Genomic DNA, 16,914 nt, shown 5'->3' on the forward strand with positions numbered 1-16,914 from the left:
TGCAACGACTTCCCGTTATATGAGAGACCAATTCAATAATCGGGCCGTTGCGCTACCGTTCTCGCCGTGGACGACGACACACGATCACCACTGCAGACCGTGGACCGGGCGTTGCAGATCCTGATCTCGTACTCCGAGCAGCGCCGCGACTGGGGCGTGATGGAGCTCGCCGACGAGCTCGGCATCGACAAGTCCTCGGCCCAGCGGCTGCTCGCGGCGCTGGCGTTCCGCGGGTTCCTGCGCTCGGACCCGATCAGCCGGCGATACAGCCTCGGCCCGACGATGTGGCGGATGGCCGCGCTCTGGGAGCGCACCGGCGGTCTCGCCGCGCTCGCCGACGGCGTCCTCGAACGGCTCGCGCACGACACCAACCGGACCACGACCTTCACCATCCCGGACGGCTTCCACGTGCGCTGCATCGCGGCCGTCGACGGGGGCGGCGGCCCGCTGCGCAGCCACCCGCTGCTCGGTGACCTCTACCCCGCCCACGCCGGCGCGACGTCCCGCGCGTACTTCGCCTTCCTGGACCGCAACGAGCGGCGGGCCCTGCTGTCCGGCCGCCCGTTCGCCCGCTTCACCGACCTGACCGAGGTCGACGAGGTCGCGCTCGAGCAGGTCTTCGAGGACACCGTGCAGACCGGCTGGGCGTTCTCCGACGGCGAGTACGACGCCGCCACCCGCGCGATCGCGGCGCCCGTCCGGCTCGGCCGCCGCCCGATCGGCTCGCTGACCGTGGCGGAGGGCAAGTCCGAGGAACTGATCGACGACATCCGGGACCACGTCCCGCGGTTGCTGGAGGCAACCGAAGAACTCAGCAACCTGCTGCTCGCGCACCGCACCCCGGCGGCCCGCAACCGCCGCCGCTGATCTAGAGGGGAACCTGTGGAACTGCTTCTGCTGTCCAACTCCGCCACGCATGGGCGGGGGTACCTCGAACACGCCGTCGACGCGCTGCACGACGTGCTGAACGGCATCGACGAGGTCGTCTTCGTCCCGTACGCGCTGGCCGATCACGACGGCTACACCGCGACGGTCCGGGCCGCGCTCGCACCGCTCGGTGTGTCGGTCGTCGGCGCGCACACCGGCGACGTGCTGTCGTCGGCGCGGGCGATCTTCGTCGGTGGCGGGAACACGTTCCGGCTGGTCAAGACGCTGCACGAGAACGGCGAACTGGCCGTGATCCGGGACCGGGTCCGCGGCGGAGCGCCGTACGTCGGTTCGAGCGCGGGGACGAACCTCGCGGGGCCGACGATGCGGACCAGTAACGACATGCCGATCGTGCAGCCGCCGTCGTTCGAGACGCTCGGGCTGGTGCCGTTCCAGCTCAACCCGCACTACCTCGACCCGGACCCGTCCTCGACACACCAGGGCGAGACGCGGGAGCTGCGGATCACCGAGTTCCTCGAGGAGAACGACGTCCCCGTGGTCGGTCTTCGGGAGGGCACCTGGCTGCGGTTGAGCGGCGACACGCTCACTCTCGACGGGCTTCCGCTCGGTGCCCGGGTCTTCCGGCGCGGCGTCGCTGCGGCGGAGATCACGGTCGGGACCGACCTGTCCGAGCTGCTCGCCGTCACACCGGAGTTCGACGTACACCGTTAGTGCCTAGACTGCCAGGTGTGTTGGCTCCGGTGGCGTCCTCGGGAGGACTGAATGCCTGACCGTACTCAGACCATTGCGTATCCGTCCCCCGGATCGCGACCGTCGCGACGGGATCCGGAGCCGCTCGCGCCGCACGTGATCGTGCTGTTCGGCGCCACCGGCGACCTGGCCAAGCGGAAGCTGCTGCCGGGGCTGGCCTATCTGCAGCAGTCCCGGTTCGCGCCGGACGTCCGGATCATCGGCACCGCGACCGAGGACCTCAGCTGCGACGAGTTCCGGGAGCGGGCCAAGAAGGCGGTCGAGACCTTCGGCACCCACAAGATGACCGACGAGCAGTGGGCACAGTTCGCCGAGCGGCTCGAGTACGTGCCGGTCACCGCCGGGCCGGAGGCGCTCGCAGCCACGGTGAAGAAGGCCGAGGAGCTGCTCGGCCCGGACGCCTGCCGGCTGCACTACCTGTCGGTGCCCCCGAAGGCGGCCCAGGCGGTGATCGCGATGCTCCGCGACGCGGGTCTGGTCGACCGGGCGCGGGTGGTGATGGAGAAGCCGTTCGGTGACGACCTGGCGACCGCGATCAAGCTCAACGACTTCGTCCACCAGACCTTCGACGAGTCGCAGATCTTCCGGATCGACCACTTCCTCGGCAAGGAAGCGGCGCTGAACATCCTCGCGTTCCGGTTCGCCAACGGCCTGTTCGAGCCGATCTGGAACCGGAACTTCATCGACCACGTGCAGATCGACATCCCGGAGTCGCTCGGCCTGGACCAGCGGGCCACGTTCTACGAGCCGACCGGCGCGTTCAAGGACATGGTCGTCACGCACCTGATGCAGGTGATGTCGTTCGTCGCGATGGAGCCGCCGACCGCCCTGGAACCGCGAGCGATCTCGGAGGAGAAGAACAAGGTCTTCCGGTCGATGCTGCCGATCCACCCGGCCGACGTGGTCCGCGGCCAGTACTCCGGGTACCGCAACGAGGAAGGGGTCGCGCCGGACTCCGACACCGAGACGTTCATCGCGCTGAAGGTCGAGATCGACAACTGGCGCTGGGCCGGCGTGCCGTTCTACCTGCGCACCGGCAAGAAGATGGCCGAGGGCCAGCGGATCATCTCGATCGCCTTCAAGGAGGCGCCGAAGACGATGTTCCCGTCCGGCTCCGGCGTCGGTTCCGAGGGTCCGGACCACCTGACCTTCGACCTGGCCGACTCCTCGCGGGTGTCGCTGTCGTTCTACGGCAAGCGGCCCGGTCCGGGGATGCGGCTGGAGAAGCTGTCGATGCAGTTCTCCACCCAGGAGACCGAGAACGCGGCCGACGTCCTGGAGGCGTACGAGCGGCTGATCCTGGACGCGATGCGCGGTGATCACACGCTGTTCACGACGGCCGAGGGCATCGAGTCGCTGTGGGACCGCTCCGCGCCGCTGCTCGACGACCCGCCGCCCGCGAAGACGTACCAGGCCGGCACCTGGGGCCCGAACGCGATCCACCAGCTGATCGCTCCGCGCGCCTGGCGGCTGCCCTTCGAGCGCGAGTGGCGGGAAGCCAAGCAGTAGGCGACCGCCGCTCTGCCCATTGCCGTCCTCTCCTGGTAGGCGCACTATCGGGGGTGTGTGATGTAGGTCACCAACACCTCGGAGGGCGGAGGAGGTGGGCGGATGACGGGGACGAAGACGCATCTCACTGGGGAGCGGGCGCCGTGTGGGCGGACCGGGGATGCGGACCGGAGCCAGGAGGACGACTTCGAGGGCCTCCGGCGCGACGACATGCTGTACGCCTGTGGGTGCCGGCAAATCCGGCACGAGTTCCACGACGGCAGCGTACGGATCAGGACCGTGCGGCACGACGGCAAGGTCCTGGCCGACGAACACAGCGGCGAACACGAAGCCTGACCCCATGGCGAGCTATCACGACGTGGTGGTGGTCGGGGGCGGCGGCGCCGGGTTGCGAGCCGCCATCGCGGTGGCCGAGACCAACCCGGCGCTTCGTGTCGCGGTGATCTCGAAGGTCTATCCGATGCGTAGCCACACGGTGTCCGCCGAAGGCGGTGCCGCGGCCGTGGCCGGGCCGGACGACACGCTGGACGAGCATGCGTACGACACGGTGTCCGGCAGTGACTGGCTGTGTGACCAGGACGCCGTCGAGGCGTTCGTCGCCGAGGCTCCTCGGGAGCTGCTCCGGCTCGAGCACTGGGGCTGCCCCTGGAGCCGGCAGCCGAACGGGAAGATCGCCGTCCGGGCCTTCGGCGGGATGAAGAAGATGCGCACCTGGTTCGCCGCCGACCGGACCGGATTCCACCTGCTGCACACACTGTTCCAGACCGCACTCTCCTACTCGGACATCGTCCGGTACGACGAGTGGTACGTGACGAAGCTCCTGGTCGACGACGGGCGCACGTACGGCGTCGTCGCGATCGAACTGGCCACCGGCCGGGTCGAGACCATCACGGCGAACGCGGTGATCCTGTGTACCGGCGGCTGTGGTCGCGTCTTCCCGTTCACAACCAACGCCAACATCAAGACCGGCGACGGAATGGCGCTCGCCTACCGGGCCGGCGCGGCGCTGAAGGACATGGAGTTCGTCCAATACCACCCGACCGGCCTGCCGTTCACCGGCATCCTCATCACCGAGGCGGCGCGCGCCGAAGGCGGCTGGCTGCTGAACAAGGACGGCTACCGGTATCTGCAGGACTACGACCTCGGTACACCGACACCGGACCCGGTACTGCGCAACATGGAACTCGGACCGCGGGACCGGTTGTCCCAGGCGTTCGTCCACGAGGTGGAGAAGGGCCGCACGATCGAGACGCCGTACGGACCGGTGGTGAACCTCGACCTGCGGCACCTCGGTGCGAAGCTGATCGACGCCAAGCTGCCGTTCGTCCGCGAGTTGTGCTCGAAGTACCAGAACATCGATCCGGTGCACGAACTCGTCCCGGTGCGCCCGGTCGTGCACTACATGATGGGCGGAGTTCACACCGACCTTCGCGGCGCGACCTCGCTGGACGGTCTGTACGCCGCCGGCGAGGTGGCCTGTGTGAGCATCAACGGCGCCAACCGGCTGGGGTCGAACTCGTTGCCGGAGTGCCTGGTCTTCGGCAACCGGGCGGGCCGGGCCGCCGCCGTGTTCGCCGGTCGCTATCACCGCGCCGTACCGGCGTCGATCGTCGCACAGGGCCGGGACGAGGAACGACGGCTGGCGGCGGAGCTGGGCCGGCGTGCCGAGGGGCACCAGCGGATCGCGGACATCCGGACCGAGATGCAGACCACGATGGAGAACGGCGCCGGGATCTATCGTGACGGCGACTCGCTGACCAAGGCCGGGCACGAACTGGCCGAGCTGCGGCTGCGTTTCCAGCACGCGGCGATCGACGACCACAGCACGAGTTTCAACACCGAACTGATCGCGTGGCTCGAACTCGGGTTCATGCTGGATGTCGCCGAGTGCATCATCGCCGGCGCGACCCTCCGGGAGGAGTCGCGCGGTGCACACCAGCGGACCGACTTCCCGGCCCGCGACGACGAACGCTTCCTGGCGCATTCGCTGGTACGACGCCAACCCGACGGATCCAGCCGCGTCACGTATCTCCCGGTGACCATCACCCGCTGGGCACCGGCGGAACGGGTGTACGGGAGGTAAGGATGGCAGCCGAGATCACGCTGGAGGTCGCACGCTACCGGCCAGGGGTCGACACCGAGCCGGTGGTGCAGTCGTACCAGGTCCCGTTGCGCGAGCACTGGGCGATCCTGGACGGTCTCACCTACGTGAAGGACCAGCTGGACGGCACGTTGTCGTTCCGGTGGTCGTGCCGGATGGGGATCTGCGGCAGTTGCGGTATGACGGTGAACGGCGAACCCCAGCTGAGTTGCGCCACCTTCCTGACCGACTACGCGCCCGGCCCGATCCGCATCGAGCCGCTGCGCAACTTCCCGGTCGTCCGCGACCTCGTGGTGGACATCGACGACTTCATGACCAAACTGCCGAAGGTCGAGCCGTGGCTGGTTCGGGACGTGCACAGCCCGGTCGAGGAGGGCGAGTACCTGCAGACTCCGGAGGAGCTGGACGAGTACCAGCAGTACAGCATGTGCATCAACTGCATGCTGTGCTACTCGGCGTGCCCGGTCTACAGCCTCGAACCGGACTTCATCGGCCCGGCGGCGATCGCCTTGGCGCAGCGCTACAACCTCGATTCCCGCGACGAGGGCGCCGACGAGCGTCTCGCCGTGCTGTCGTCGCCGGAAGGGATCTGGGCCTGCACGTTCGTCGGCGAATGCAGTGCCGCGTGCCCGAAGGGCGTGGATCCGGCCGGCGCGATCCAGCGCTACAAACTGACCGCGGCGACCCAGTCGATCAAGGACCTGCTCATGCCGCGCAGTGTGAAGTCCCGGCGCAAGCGATGAGTGTCTACCAGCGGCCGGTCCACCTGTTCTGGTGGCTCGAGCGTCGTTCGTACACGCTGTTCGTACTGCGTGAGCTCAGTAGTGTTTTCGTCGCGTGGTTCGTGGTGTTCCTGCTGCTCCTGGTGAACGCGATCAGCGACGGCGCCGCGTCGTACCAGCGTTTCCTGGACTGGAGTGGGCACTGGTGGGTGGTCGCAATCAATGTGATCGCGATGCTGTTCGTGCTGCTGCACGTGGTGACCTGGTTCGCTCTGGCGCCGCGGGCCATGGCCGTCAAGGTGCGTGGGCGTCGGGTGCCGCCGAGTCAGGTCGTTGCCGCGCACTACCTGGCCTGGCTGGTGCTGTCGGCCGTCGTCGCGTGGGTGGTGCTGAGATGACCGCACAACGCCGTCGGCCGACTCCGGAACCGTTTCTGTGGATGCTGTTCAGCTCCGGTGGCATGGTGGCGGCGCTGATGGTGCCGGTCCTGCTGTTCCTGTTCGGCCTCGCGTTCCCCCTCGGCTGGCTGTCGCCGCCTGATTACGACCACGTGTTCGCCGTGCTGCACAACTGGATCACCCGCCTGGTGCTGTTCGGGCTCTGCGTGCTGGCCTTGTTCCACTGGGCGCACCGCTTTCGCTACACCCTGTACGAAGGGCTGCAGCTGAAGCGGTACGCCGTACCGATCGTGGCTGTGTGCTACGGCGGCGCCGTCGTGGGATCCGTCCTTGCCGCCGCACTGCTGCTGACGGTGTGACATAGGCTGCGGCGCATGCGCGAGATCGTGGTCGTCGGAGTCGGTGCGGGCGATCCGGAGCAGGTGACGATGCAGGCCGTGTCGGCACTGAACCGGGTCGACGTGTTCTTCGTGCTCGACAAGGGCGAGGTCAAGCAGGAGCTGGTCGACCTGCGGTCGGAGATCCTCCGCCGGTACGCGACGAGCAAGGAGTACCGCGTCGTCGTCGGCCAGGACCCGGAGCGGGACCGGACCACCTCGGCGTACGTCGAGGCCGTCGACGACTGGCGGCGGCGCCGGGCCGATGTCTGCGCACAGATGATCGCGGCCGAGCTCGGCGAGGACCAGGTGGGCGCGTTCCTGGTCTGGGGCGACCCGTCGCTGTACGACAGCACGCTGGCGATCCTGGACGACATCCTGGCGCGCGGCGAGCTCGCGTTCGAGGTCGAGGTGATCCCCGGGATCAGCAGCGTGTCGACGCTCGCCGCACGGCACCGGGTGGGGCTGAACCAGGTCGGCCGCCCGATCCAGATCACCACCGGGCGGCGGCTCGCGAAGCAGTGGCCGGACGACGTGGACGACGTGGTGGTGATGCTCGACGCGCAGACCGCGTTCACCGAGCACCTCGACACCGACGCCGACATCTACTGGGGTGCGTACCTCGGCACTCCGGACGAGCTGCTCATCTCCGGTCCGCTCCGCGATGTCGCGGCCGAGATCGAGAAGGTCCGCGCCGAGGCCCGCGACCGCAAGGGCTGGATCATGGACACGTACCTGCTGCGACGTAGACCAAAGTCTTAGGCGCCCTGGCCACCGGACCGAAGCGGCCGGGGTACCACCTGGCCGAGGCTGCCGGTATGACGAAGAAACTCTTGGCAGCGATAGCGGCCGCTGTGGTGCCGCTCGGCCTGGTGGTGGCGTTCGCCGGTCCCGGCGAAGCAGCCCAACCAGCCCCACCAACAGACAACGCCGTACGAACCGACAACGGGCTCGTCGCAAGCAAGACGGTCGGCGACGCCCTGGTGTACGACGGGATTCCGTACGCCGCTCCCCCGATCGGAGCACTGCGTTGGAAGGCGCCGCAGCCGGCCGCGGCGTGGACCGGCGTACGGGAGTCGAAGGTCCAGAACGTGTGTCCGCAGCAGGCGAACTCCGAGGCTCCGAAGGGGTCGTCCACCGAGGACTGCCTGTACCTGAACGTCACGACGCCGGCCAAGCCCACCAGCAAGCCGCGCGCCGTCGTCGTGTGGCTTCCCGGTGGCGGGTTCTTCTCCGGCGCGGGCAGCAGCTACGAGGCGTCGAAGTTCGCTGCCCGTGGTGACGTGGTCGTTGTCACGGTCAACTATCGGCTCGGTATCTTCGGCTTCTTCGGGTACCCGGGCCTGCCGGGGTCCGGCACGTACGGTCTGCAGGACCAGCAGGCCGCCCTGCGCTGGGTGCAGCGCAACGCCCGGGCCTTCGGTGGTGACCCGCGCAACGTCACGGTCGCCGGTGAGTCGGCCGGTGGGATGAGTGTGTGCGCCCAGCTCACCTCGCCGACCTCCACGGGCCTGTTCGCGAAGGCGATCATGCAGAGCGGCTCGTGCGCGTTCAACTGGGGCGACAACAGCCAGTACCCGGGCCAGGCCGCGGACTCCCCGTGGATCCCGGCCAGCCAGGTGCAGGCGAACGGCAAGGAGTGGGCGGCCGGCAAGAAGTCCGAGCTGGCCTGCAAGCCCGGTCAGTCCATGCTCGACTGCCTGCGCGCGGTGAAGTCCGACGTACTCGTGGACGACATGCTCCAGTTCACGCAGGTCGGGTACGGCGGGACTGCCGCCGTACCGCTCAGCCCGGCGAAGGCGATGAAGGCCGGACTGTTCCACCGCGTACCGATCGTCTCGGGGAACAACCACGACGAGGCGAACGCCTGGCTGGCCGCGTTCGGGGACATCAAGGACTACCCGAAGGTCGTCGAGAACATGGTCGGCCCGAAGCAGGCTCCAGTGGTACTGCGGCACTACCCCCAGTCCCGCTACGGGTCGCCGGCCGCGGCGTGGGGTGCTGTCACGACGGACCGGATCTGGTCGTGCACACAGGTAGCGAATGACCAGCAGGCGGCGCGCAAGGTACCGGTGTACGCCTACGAGTTCGCTGACAAGCACTCACCGATCGCGCCGGCCGGACTGGGCGCCGTCCACGCGTCAGAGCTGCCGTACCTGTTCCGGCTCGGTGGGTACGACCTGCCGCTGACCGCAACGCAGCAGAAGCTGTCAGACCAGATGATCGACTACTGGACCGCGTTCGCCCGGACCGGTGACCCGAACGGACCGGACCGGCCGCACTGGTCACCGACCGGCGCACGCGTGGTAAACGGGCTGTCGCTCGCGCCGACCGATCAGAACGGGATTCAGCAGGTGAACCTCACTGCTGAGCACCAGTGCGGGTTGTGGGCTGGTCTTGGCGCGTGAAGCGCTTGCTCCACACCGGCATCAGCAACGGCGACAGAAGTAGCAGCAGCATCGCGTAGAAGTTCACTCCCGGTACGAGTGCCGCCAGGAGGAACGCGACGACGGTCAGCCCGGTCAGCAGCAGCGTGCCAACGAGTTGCCGCTTGCTGACCGGGTTGTCCGGGTCCTCCAGTTCCTTGTGCCCGTGCACCAGCCAGGTGATCGCGGACTGGAGGATGCTGAGCACGAGGATCGTCCCGACGTAGATGCCGGCGGTGAAGCGGTCGCTCTTGAACGCGCCGATGATCTCGGTCGGGAACGGCAGCACGACGATGGTGAGCAGCCAGAGCAGGTTCAGCCGCATCAGCAGTGGGTTGTAGGCGCGGACGTGCTCGAAGACCCGGTGGTGCCCCAGCCAGAAGTTGGCGATCACGGCGAAGCTGAGCAGGAACGTGAAGAGCTCCTGCCGGTGCTCGGTGATGACCGAGACAGCGTCCCCGCCGTCCGCCCTGACCTCCGGAACCAGGTCGACCAGGGGCAACACGAGCAGCGTGATCGCGATCGCCACGACCGCGTCGGTGAACAGGATCAGGCGATCGGGATCTCTCGACGTCGTCACGGCCGACAAGACTACTGGTCAGTTGGGGCGGCTCTGAGCAGACCGATCGACAGCAGTGCCGCTGCGAGGACGAAACCGGCCGCGGCGAGCCACGCAGCGCCGTACCCGTCTCTCAGAGCCAGTAGGTCACCGGCGTGCTGGCTCAGCCGGTGCGTGGTGGTCGAGGCGGCCAGCGTCGCGAGTACGGCGGTGCCGATGGCCGCACCGGCTTGTTGTGCGGTGTTGTTCAGGCCCGAGGCCAGTCCGGCGTCGGTGGGGTCCGCGCCGGCCATGGCGAGCATGATCGACGCCGGGATCGCCACTCCGATACCGGCACCCATCACTGCGAGCACCGGACCTACGTTGACGACGTACGAGCCGTCGACCGGGGCGCGGCTGATCCAGAGCAGGGCCAGGAGGAACACGACCAGTCCGGCGATCAGCATCTTGCGCGGGCCGAAGCGGACGGTCAGCCGGGGTGCGATGGACAGCGACATCAATGCGTTCATGATCGGCGCCGGCAGGAACGCGAGGCCAGTGGTGAGCGAGTCGTAGCCGAGGACCCGCTGGACGTACAGCGCGGTGGTGAACTGGAAGCCGAAGCCGGCCGCGAAGAGCAGTACGACGACTCCGTTCGCGACGCTGAGCTGGCGGCGCCGGAAGATGCGCAGGGCAAGCAGTGGGTTCTTGATGCGTGCTTGGCGCACGACGAACGCGACCAGGAGCAGGAGTGCCGCGGCGGCTTGCAGGAGTGTTCGGGTGAGCGTCGCCTGCGGTTCAGCGGTCTGGACGATCGTGTAGACGCCGAGCGACAGGCCCGCGGTCACGAGTACGGCTCCGACGACATCCGCGCCGTTCGAGAGACCGAGCCCAGGTTGGTGGCCGAGCACCCGCACGGCGAACACCAGCGAGAGCACGCCGATCGGGACGTTGATCAGGAATGCCCAGTGCCAGCCGATGGTCTGGGTGATCACGCCGCCGAGAATGAGGCCGATGGACGCGCCGCTGGCGGCGGTGAAGCTGTAGACGCCCATGGCCCGCGCTTGCTCGCCCGGCGCCGGGTAGAGGCTGACGATCATCCCGAGAATCACCGCTGAGGCGAGCGCGCCCCCGACGCCCTGCAGGAACCGGCCGGCGATCAGCACCTCCGCGTTCGGCGCCAGGCCACACAGCAACGAGGCGGCGGTGAACAGGCCGAGGCCCGCGACGAAGACGCGTTTGCTGCCGATCAGGTCCCCGATCCGGCCGGCCAGCAGGAGCAGCCCGGCGAAGGCGATCAGGTACGAGTTCAGCACCCAGGCGAGCCCCGCCTGCGAGAACTCCAGGTCCCGCTGGATCGTCGGCAGCGCCACGGTCACGACGGTCCCGTCGAGGATGATCATCAGCTGCATCACGCACAGCACGACCAGCGCCCGCCCGCGCCCGACGGCCGTTTCCACCACGTCCACACTCACAGGTCTCTCCTTGTCCTTGAACCGACAAGAAGGACCCTAACAGATAGTCCCGTAGTAGACGATCTTTTATCAGACTAGTGCGCTTGGATGGCTTCTGCGGGTTTCAGCTCGCGCGCTGGCGGGAGCGGCGTACCGGCTGGGCGGTGACCGGGGTGGCGAGGGGGCCGTCGACCAGGGTGGTGACGGCGTCGACGAACGTCCGGCGCTCGGGGGCGGCCAGGGCGGCGAGGGCTTCCGCGTGCACGCGGTCGACGATCTGCTGTCCCTCGGCGGCGATCTTCGCGCCGGACTCCGTGACCGCGATGATCCGGGCGCGGCGGTCGGTCGCGGAGGGCTTCCGTTCGGCGTACCCGGCCTTCTCCAGCGCGTCGACGGTGACCACCATCGTGGTCTTGTCCAGGTACGACAGCTCGGCGATCTGGATCTGGGTGCGCTCCGCCTCGAGCGCGTGCCGCAGTACGCACTGCATGCGGAGCGTCAGGCCAACCTCCGCCAGCGCCGCCGACAGCTGCGTCTCCAGGACGTGACCGGCGTGCGTGAGGTAGCCGGTGAGGTCAGGGACGGTACGTTCCGGGAGCTGCGCCATACCTTCGAGGGTAACGCGGGATCATCTACCGGCAGATGATCCCGAGCTAGATCATTGGGCTGGATCATTCGCCGCGGCCGCCGTCGAGGAGTTCCCGGAGTACGTCGAGGTGCCCGAGGTGCCGGGCCGACTCCTGCAGGACGTCGACCAGCAGCCGCTCGACCCGCACCGCCCCGTGGTTCCCCGTCACGAACCCACTCCAGTCCACCGAGCCCAAGGTCCGCTGCGAGAGCTCCCACTCGGCGTCGTACGCCGCGACGACCGAAGCGATCGTCTCGTCGGCGCCGATCCGGAACTCGTAGTCGTGGTCGTCGGACCGCCACAGCGACGGCAGGTCCTGGCCGCCGATCGTCCGCTGGATGTGCTGCCGCTGCACCGCGGTCAGGTGCTTGATCAGCCCGAGCGGATTCATCACCGGCGAGCTCGCCGGCGGGGTCGCGCGGGCCTGCTCCTCGTCGAGCCCGTCCAGCTTGTTCACCGCCGTCGTGTGGATGAACTGGAAGAACCCGATCACCGACCCGGGCAGCGTCGAGTCGTCGGCCGGCCACGGTCGTTCCCTCAGCACCATGCGCCGCACCCTGTCACCCCGCACCGACAATCGCGGGAAAACGACGGCTTGGTCGTGCCGGACCGCGGTGTCGCGAAACCGCGAGCTGTGGCGTACCACGGCCGGTTGCCTGGACTGCATGACAACCCTGACGGCAACCCGGCCATCGACCGTTCGGTGGCTCGGGGTCGGCGCGGTGACACTCGGCATCTTCGCGATCGTCACCACCGAGATCCTCCCGATCGGACTGCTGACCCCGATCGGCGCCGACTTCGCGCTGACCCCGGGACGGACCGGCTGGCTGATGACGATCCCCGGACTGGTCGCGGCGGTTGCCGCACCAGTCGTCACGCTGGCGACAGCGCGGCTGGACCGGCGTCTGATGCTCTGCGTGCTGATGCTTCTACTAGCGGGCGCCGGCTTTCTCGCAGCGACCGCACCGGTCTTCTCACTCGAGCTGGTCGCCAGAGTCCTTGTCGGCCTGACTATCGGCGGCTTCTGGTCGATCGGCGCCGGACTGGCCGGGCGTCTGGTCCCGGAGCGGTGGGCGACGCGTGCGACAGCAGTGATCTTCTCGGCGGTACCACTCGGCTCGGTGCTCGGCGTACCAGCGGGCACGTTCGTCGGAGAGTTCGCCGGCTGGCGTACGTCGTTCGCGGCCCTCGGAGTCCTCGCTCTGCTCGCACTGATCGCGCTACGCGCCACAGTGCCGCTACTCCCTCCCCTGCAGGTGACGCGGGCCGCCGTACTCTGGCAAGCCCTCCGCGGCAGCCGGAGTGCGCTGTTGGTCACCTGTCTGATCGTGACGGCACACTTCGCGACCTACACGTACGTCACACCGTTCCTCCGCGACGTGGTGCGCCCAGAACTCATTGGCCTCTTCCTGCTCGTCTACGGCGCGGCCGGTCTGGTCGGCAACGTCATCGCCGGCCTGTCCGTTGCGCGCAGCCTCAAAGGCACCTTCATCACCTGCGCTGCCCTGATCGCCGTAGCGACACTCCTCATGCCAGTGGCAGGCCGCAGTACGGCGGGAGCCCTGCTATTGCTGGTGATCTGGGGCCTCGGGTACGGCGGCGTACCTGTCTGCTCGATGAGCATGTTCGCGCTGGCCGTGCCGGAGTCGCGGGAAGCGGCAACTGTGTGGTTCACCTCCTCGTTCCAGGCGGTGTTGTCGATCGGGGCGCTGCTCGGAGGACTCGTCGTGGACGCGTGGTCGGTATCAGTCGCGATGGCAGCCGGTGGCGCGTGTGCGGCGCTGGCGGTCGGGGTCCTGCTGTGGTCCAGAACACAGCAGGTTTCGGGCACGTAGCATCACGGCTGTGGCGAGGACTGAAGGCGATCGATGCCCTGGTGTGCTGGCAGTGCACCAGGCGGCCGACGGTGGTCTCGCGCGCGTCCGCGTGCCCGGTGGTCGACTGACCGCCGCACAGCTCGACGTACTGCGGATTGCCGCCGCTGACCTCGGTGATGGCCGGCTGGAGCTCACGTCGCGCGGGAACATCCAGATCCGCGGGCTGGACGCCGACGGACCGCGGGACCTGTCCGACCGGCTCTTCGCAGCCGGACTGCTCCCGTCGATCACCCACGAACGCGTCCGCAACATCCTCGCCTCACCACTGTCCGGTCTGGACCAACACTCGCGGTACGACGTACTTCCGGTGGCCACCGCGCTGGACCAGGCGCTGTGTGCTCGCCCCGCGCTGGCAGACCTGCCGGGGCGGTTCTTGTTCGCACTGGACGACGGGCGCGGGGATCTGGCGGACGTCAACGCGGATGTCGCGGTGCGGGCGGTCGACGAGCAGACCGGCGTACTGACCCTCGGGACTCGTGGCGTGCGAGTCGAGGGGGGTCAGGTGCCGGAGCTGATGCTGGCTGCGGCGGAGGCGTTTCTCGCTGTCCGCGATCAGGAGTGGCGGATCGCTGAGCTCGCTGAGGGCGCGGAGCGCATTCTCGACCGGTTGGGCTTATCGGCGACTGCAGTGGCTCCGGCTGAGGCGACCCGGGTGACGGCCGGCGTACACGGGGCGGCACTGGTGGTGACCGTGCCGCTGGGGAGTCTGACGCAGGAACAGGCTGTTGCGCTCACTCAGGTCGCCGACGAGATCCGAGTCACGCCCTGGCGGTCCGTCGTCGTTCCAGCGGATAGTGCCGGGCTGGAGGACGTCGGACTGGTGACGACGCCGGACTCGGTCTGGGAGGGTGTCACGGCCTGCGCGGGTCGACCACGGTGCGCCAAGGCGCTGGCCGACGTACGGGCGGATGCGACTCAGCTGATGCCAGGGATGCGAAGGGACGGACGGCGGGTGCATTGGTCCGGGTGCGAGCGGCGGTGCGGGAAACCGGCTGCGGGGTTTGTGGATGTTCTTGCGGTGAGTGACGGGTATCTGGTGGACGGGGTGCGGCTGTGAGTTACGAGTACGTGCGCGACGGCGCGGAGATCTACCGGCGGTCGTTCGCGACGATCCGCAGCGAGGCAGCGCTGGACGGCCTGCCGGCGGACGTCGCGCAGGTCGCAGTGCGGATGATCCACGCGTGCGGCATGACCGACCTGGTCGCCGACCTCGCCTGGTCGCCCAACGTGGTCAAGAACGCGCGCGCCGCACTGCAAAGCGGCGCACCGATCCTGTGCGACGCGCAGATGGTCGCGGCCGGGATCACCCGGCGGCGGCTGCCGGCTGACAACGAGGTGATCTGCACACTGCAGGATCCACGGACGGTCGAGCTGGCGCAGCAGCTGGAAACCACTCGCAGCGCCGCGGCCGTCGACCTGTGGCTGGACCGGCTGCCCGGCGCGGTGGTTGCCATCGGCAACGCACCGACCACGCTGTTCCGGCTGCTCGAGGTGATCACCGCGGGTGGGCCGCGCCCGGCCGCGGTGCTGGGGATCCCGGTCGGGTTCATCGGCGCCGCCGAGTCGAAGGACGCGCTGGCCGCGAACGAGCTCGGCCTGGAGTACCTGGTCGTCAAGGGCCGCCGCGGCGGGAGCGCGATCACCGCGGCCGCCGTCAACGCGATCGCGAGTGAGGTCGAATGAGCGGGCACCTGTGGGGAGTCGGGCTCGGGCCGGGGGACCCGGAGCTGGTGACGGTCAAGGCGGCCCGGTTGATCGGCGCCGCGGACGTGATCGCGTTCCACAGTGCGCGGCACGGGCGGAGCATCGCGCGATCGGTCGCCGCGCCGTACCTGACTGACGGACAGATCGAGGAGCACCTGGTCTATCCGCTGACCACCGAGACGACCGACCACCCCGGCGGCTACCAGGGTGCGATGGACGACTTCTACGCCGACTGCGCCGCCCGGTTGGCCGCGCATCTCGACGCCGGCCGCGACGTCGTCGTCCTGGCCGAGGGCGATCCGCTCTTCTACGGCTCCTACATGCACATGCACAAGCGGCTCGCCGATCGGTACCCCTGCGAGGTGGTTCCCGGCGTGACCTCGGTCAACGCCGCGGCCGCCGTACTCGGCCGTCCGCTGTGTGAGCGGGACGAGATCCTGACCGTCCTGCCCGGCACCCTCCCACCCGATGTCCTCGCCGAGCGGCTCCGCTCGACCGATGCGGCGGCGGTGATGAAGCTCGGGCGCACGTTCGCCGGGGTCCGCGAAGCCTTCGAACTGGCCGGCCGTGCCGACGAGGCGTGGTACGTCGAACGCGCGACCACCGACGCCCAACGGACCGCGCCGCTCACCGAGGTCGACCCGGACGACGTCCCGTACTTCTCCCTCGCACTGCTCCCGAGCCCGATCAACAACACGTTCACTCCCCCGGACCCCAAGACTGCGACCGAGGGCTCCGTGACGGTCGTCGGCCTCGGACCGGCCGGCCCGGAGTGGATGACCCCGGAGGTCCGCGCCGCGATCGCCGGCGCCGACGACGTGATCGGCTACACGACGTACGTCGACCGGCTGCCCGACCGCGCGCGGCAGCGCAAGCACGGCTCGGACAACCGCGTCGAGTCCGAACGCGCCGCCTTCGCGCTCGATCTGGCCCGGAAGGGCTCCACCGTCGTCGTGGTCTCGTCCGGTGACCCCGGCGTGTTCGCCATGGCCAGCGCGGTCACCGAGGTCGCCGCCGAACCGGAGTACGCCGATATCGCCGTCCGCGTGCTGCCCGGGATGACCGCCGCGCAGGCGGTCGCCAGCCGGGTCGGAGCGCCGCTGGGACACGACTACTGCGTGCTGTCGCTGTCGGACCGGCTCAAGCCGTGGGACGTGATCGCCCGGCGCCTGACCGCCGCCGCGGCCGCGGATCTCGCCATCGCGATCTACAACCCGGCGTCGAAGTCCCGCACCTGGCAGGTCGCGGCGACCCGGGACCTGCTGCTCGAGCACCGCTCCCCCGGTACGCCGGTCGTCGTCGGCCGCGACGTGGGCGGTCCGGAGGAAATGATCACCGTGACAACGCTGGCCGAACTCGCGCCGGAAACGGTTGACATGCGGTGTCTGCTCCTGGTCGGCTCGTCACAGACCCGTACCGTGCCCCGCCCGGCCGGACCGCTGGTCATCACTCCGCGCCGATACCCGGCGACGGTCAGTGAGACCACACGAGGAGACGGTTAAATCCGGGCTCGGCCCGTGTCAGCCGCGGTGCGGACGGGTA

The 16,914-nt window shown here is 68.8% G+C and carries 18 protein-coding genes; 14 read left to right on the plus strand and 4 right to left on the minus strand.

The window, feature by feature from the left end:
- Positions 1 to 66 precede the first annotated feature (66 nt).
- From AC0662_RS39025 to AC0662_RS39070, 10 genes are all read left to right on the plus strand, one after another.
- The gene (locus AC0662_RS39025; RefSeq protein ID WP_452201032.1) at positions 67 to 867 is read left to right on the plus strand and encodes an IclR family transcriptional regulator; all 801 of its coding nucleotides are present in this window, start codon (positions 67 to 69) and stop codon (positions 865 to 867) included.
- Between the two features lie 15 nt (positions 868 to 882).
- Positions 883 to 1,599 (plus strand): dipeptidase PepE, encoded by a 717-nt coding sequence (gene pepE, locus AC0662_RS39030; RefSeq protein ID WP_452201034.1) that lies wholly within the window; start codon positions 883 to 885, stop codon positions 1,597 to 1,599.
- 51 nt (positions 1,600 to 1,650) lie between these two features.
- Positions 1,651 to 3,147, plus strand: a complete 1,497-nt coding sequence (gene zwf / locus AC0662_RS39035; RefSeq protein ID WP_452201036.1) for a glucose-6-phosphate dehydrogenase — start codon at positions 1,651 to 1,653, stop codon at positions 3,145 to 3,147.
- A gap of 102 nt (positions 3,148 to 3,249) precedes the next feature.
- The gene (locus tag AC0662_RS39040) at positions 3,250 to 3,483 is read left to right on the plus strand and encodes a hypothetical protein (protein WP_452201038.1); all 234 of its coding nucleotides are present in this window, start codon (positions 3,250 to 3,252) and stop codon (positions 3,481 to 3,483) included.
- Between the two features lie 4 nt (positions 3,484 to 3,487).
- Entirely contained in the window at positions 3,488 to 5,230 is a 1,743-nt protein-coding gene (frdA, locus tag AC0662_RS39045) for a fumarate reductase (quinol) flavoprotein subunit (protein WP_478306992.1), read from the plus strand.
- Between the two features lie 2 nt (positions 5,231 to 5,232).
- Positions 5,233 to 5,991 (plus strand): succinate dehydrogenase/fumarate reductase iron-sulfur subunit, encoded by a 759-nt coding sequence (locus AC0662_RS39050; RefSeq protein ID WP_452201042.1) that lies wholly within the window; start codon positions 5,233 to 5,235, stop codon positions 5,989 to 5,991.
- Positions 5,988 to 6,368: a fumarate reductase subunit C gene (locus tag AC0662_RS39055; RefSeq protein WP_478306994.1), complete on the plus strand. Its 381-nt coding sequence runs from the start codon at positions 5,988 to 5,990 to the stop codon at positions 6,366 to 6,368. The genes AC0662_RS39050 and AC0662_RS39055 overlap by 4 nt, the downstream gene beginning before the upstream one ends.
- Positions 6,365 to 6,727, plus strand: a complete 363-nt coding sequence (frdD, locus tag AC0662_RS39060) for a fumarate reductase subunit FrdD (RefSeq protein WP_452201046.1) — start codon at positions 6,365 to 6,367, stop codon at positions 6,725 to 6,727. Before AC0662_RS39055 ends, frdD begins: the two co-directional genes overlap by 4 nt.
- A 15-nt stretch (positions 6,728 to 6,742) precedes the next feature.
- The gene (gene cobF / locus AC0662_RS39065; protein ID WP_452201047.1) at positions 6,743 to 7,507 is read left to right on the plus strand and encodes a precorrin-6A synthase (deacetylating); all 765 of its coding nucleotides are present in this window, start codon (positions 6,743 to 6,745) and stop codon (positions 7,505 to 7,507) included.
- 56 nt (positions 7,508 to 7,563) lie between these two features.
- The gene (locus tag AC0662_RS39070) at positions 7,564 to 9,153 is read left to right on the plus strand and encodes a carboxylesterase/lipase family protein (protein ID WP_478306997.1); all 1,590 of its coding nucleotides are present in this window, start codon (positions 7,564 to 7,566) and stop codon (positions 9,151 to 9,153) included.
- On the opposite strand, the gene AC0662_RS39075 is transcribed toward AC0662_RS39070, so the two are convergent.
- The 4 genes from AC0662_RS39075 to AC0662_RS39090 form a co-directional block, all read right to left on the minus strand.
- Positions 9,107 to 9,751: a TMEM175 family protein gene (locus tag AC0662_RS39075; RefSeq protein WP_452201051.1), complete on the minus strand. Its 645-nt coding sequence runs from the start codon at positions 9,749 to 9,751 to the stop codon at positions 9,107 to 9,109. The two genes, AC0662_RS39070 and AC0662_RS39075, sit on opposite strands and share 47 nt — an antisense overlap.
- Before the next feature lie 11 nt (positions 9,752 to 9,762).
- Positions 9,763 to 11,184 (minus strand): MFS transporter, encoded by a 1,422-nt coding sequence (locus AC0662_RS39080; RefSeq protein WP_478306999.1) that lies wholly within the window; start codon positions 11,182 to 11,184, stop codon positions 9,763 to 9,765.
- Positions 11,185 to 11,287: 103 nt separating this feature from the next.
- A complete protein-coding gene (locus tag AC0662_RS39085; protein WP_452201057.1) occupies positions 11,288 to 11,770 on the minus strand; it encodes a MarR family winged helix-turn-helix transcriptional regulator in 483 nt (160 codons plus the stop codon).
- 64 nt (positions 11,771 to 11,834) lie between these two features.
- Positions 11,835 to 12,338, minus strand: coding sequence for a DinB family protein (locus tag AC0662_RS39090; protein WP_452201059.1), 504 nt, complete (start codon positions 12,336 to 12,338; stop codon positions 11,835 to 11,837).
- Positions 12,339 to 12,456: 118 nt separating this feature from the next.
- Between AC0662_RS39090 and AC0662_RS39095 the strand changes: the two genes are divergently transcribed.
- From AC0662_RS39095 to AC0662_RS39110, 4 genes are read left to right on the plus strand one after another with little or no spacing between them, the layout of a single operon-like run.
- On the plus strand, positions 12,457 to 13,626 hold the full coding sequence (locus AC0662_RS39095) for an MFS transporter (protein ID WP_478307002.1): 1,170 nt from the start codon (positions 12,457 to 12,459) through the stop codon (positions 13,624 to 13,626).
- 10 nt (positions 13,627 to 13,636) lie between these two features.
- Positions 13,637 to 14,725: a precorrin-3B synthase gene (locus AC0662_RS39100; protein ID WP_478307004.1), complete on the plus strand. Its 1,089-nt coding sequence runs from the start codon at positions 13,637 to 13,639 to the stop codon at positions 14,723 to 14,725.
- The gene (locus AC0662_RS39105) at positions 14,722 to 15,351 is read left to right on the plus strand and encodes a precorrin-8X methylmutase (RefSeq protein WP_452201065.1); all 630 of its coding nucleotides are present in this window, start codon (positions 14,722 to 14,724) and stop codon (positions 15,349 to 15,351) included. The genes AC0662_RS39100 and AC0662_RS39105 overlap by 4 nt, the downstream gene beginning before the upstream one ends.
- Positions 15,348 to 16,874 carry a precorrin-2 C(20)-methyltransferase gene (locus AC0662_RS39110; RefSeq protein ID WP_478307006.1) on the plus strand — a complete coding sequence of 509 codons (1,527 nt, stop codon included), beginning with the start codon at positions 15,348 to 15,350 and terminating at the stop codon, positions 16,872 to 16,874. The genes AC0662_RS39105 and AC0662_RS39110 overlap by 4 nt, the downstream gene beginning before the upstream one ends.
- Positions 16,875 to 16,914: the final 40 nt, after the last annotated feature.

This window comes from Kribbella sp. NPDC043289 (genome assembly GCF_056436705.1).

What these genes read in the sequence shown, in the direction of transcription:
- zwf (WP_452201036.1), top strand. Translation starts at nt 1,651, where the DNA reads ATGCCTGACCGTACTCAGACCATTGCGTATCCGTCCCCCGGATCGCGA.
- AC0662_RS39040 (WP_452201038.1), top strand. Translation starts at nt 3,250, where the DNA reads ATGACGGGGACGAAGACGCATCTCACTGGGGAGCGGGCGCCGTGTGGG.
- frdA (WP_478306992.1), top strand. Translation starts at nt 3,488, where the DNA reads ATGGCGAGCTATCACGACGTGGTGGTGGTCGGGGGCGGCGGCGCCGGG.
- AC0662_RS39050 (WP_452201042.1), top strand. Translation starts at nt 5,233, where the DNA reads ATGGCAGCCGAGATCACGCTGGAGGTCGCACGCTACCGGCCAGGGGTC.
- AC0662_RS39055 (WP_478306994.1), top strand. Translation starts at nt 5,988, where the DNA reads ATGAGTGTCTACCAGCGGCCGGTCCACCTGTTCTGGTGGCTCGAGCGT.
- frdD (WP_452201046.1), top strand. Translation starts at nt 6,365, where the DNA reads ATGACCGCACAACGCCGTCGGCCGACTCCGGAACCGTTTCTGTGGATG.
- cobF (WP_452201047.1), top strand. Translation starts at nt 6,743, where the DNA reads ATGCGCGAGATCGTGGTCGTCGGAGTCGGTGCGGGCGATCCGGAGCAG.
- AC0662_RS39070 (WP_478306997.1), top strand. Translation starts at nt 7,564, where the DNA reads ATGACGAAGAAACTCTTGGCAGCGATAGCGGCCGCTGTGGTGCCGCTC.
- AC0662_RS39085 (WP_452201057.1), bottom strand. Translation starts at nt 11,770, where the DNA reads ATGGCGCAGCTCCCGGAACGTACCGTCCCTGACCTCACCGGCTACCTC.
- AC0662_RS39090 (WP_452201059.1), bottom strand. Translation starts at nt 12,338, where the DNA reads ATGGTGCTGAGGGAACGACCGTGGCCGGCCGACGACTCGACGCTGCCC.
- AC0662_RS39095 (WP_478307002.1), top strand. Translation starts at nt 12,457, where the DNA reads ATGACAACCCTGACGGCAACCCGGCCATCGACCGTTCGGTGGCTCGGG.
- AC0662_RS39110 (WP_478307006.1), top strand. Translation starts at nt 15,348, where the DNA reads ATGAGCGGGCACCTGTGGGGAGTCGGGCTCGGGCCGGGGGACCCGGAG.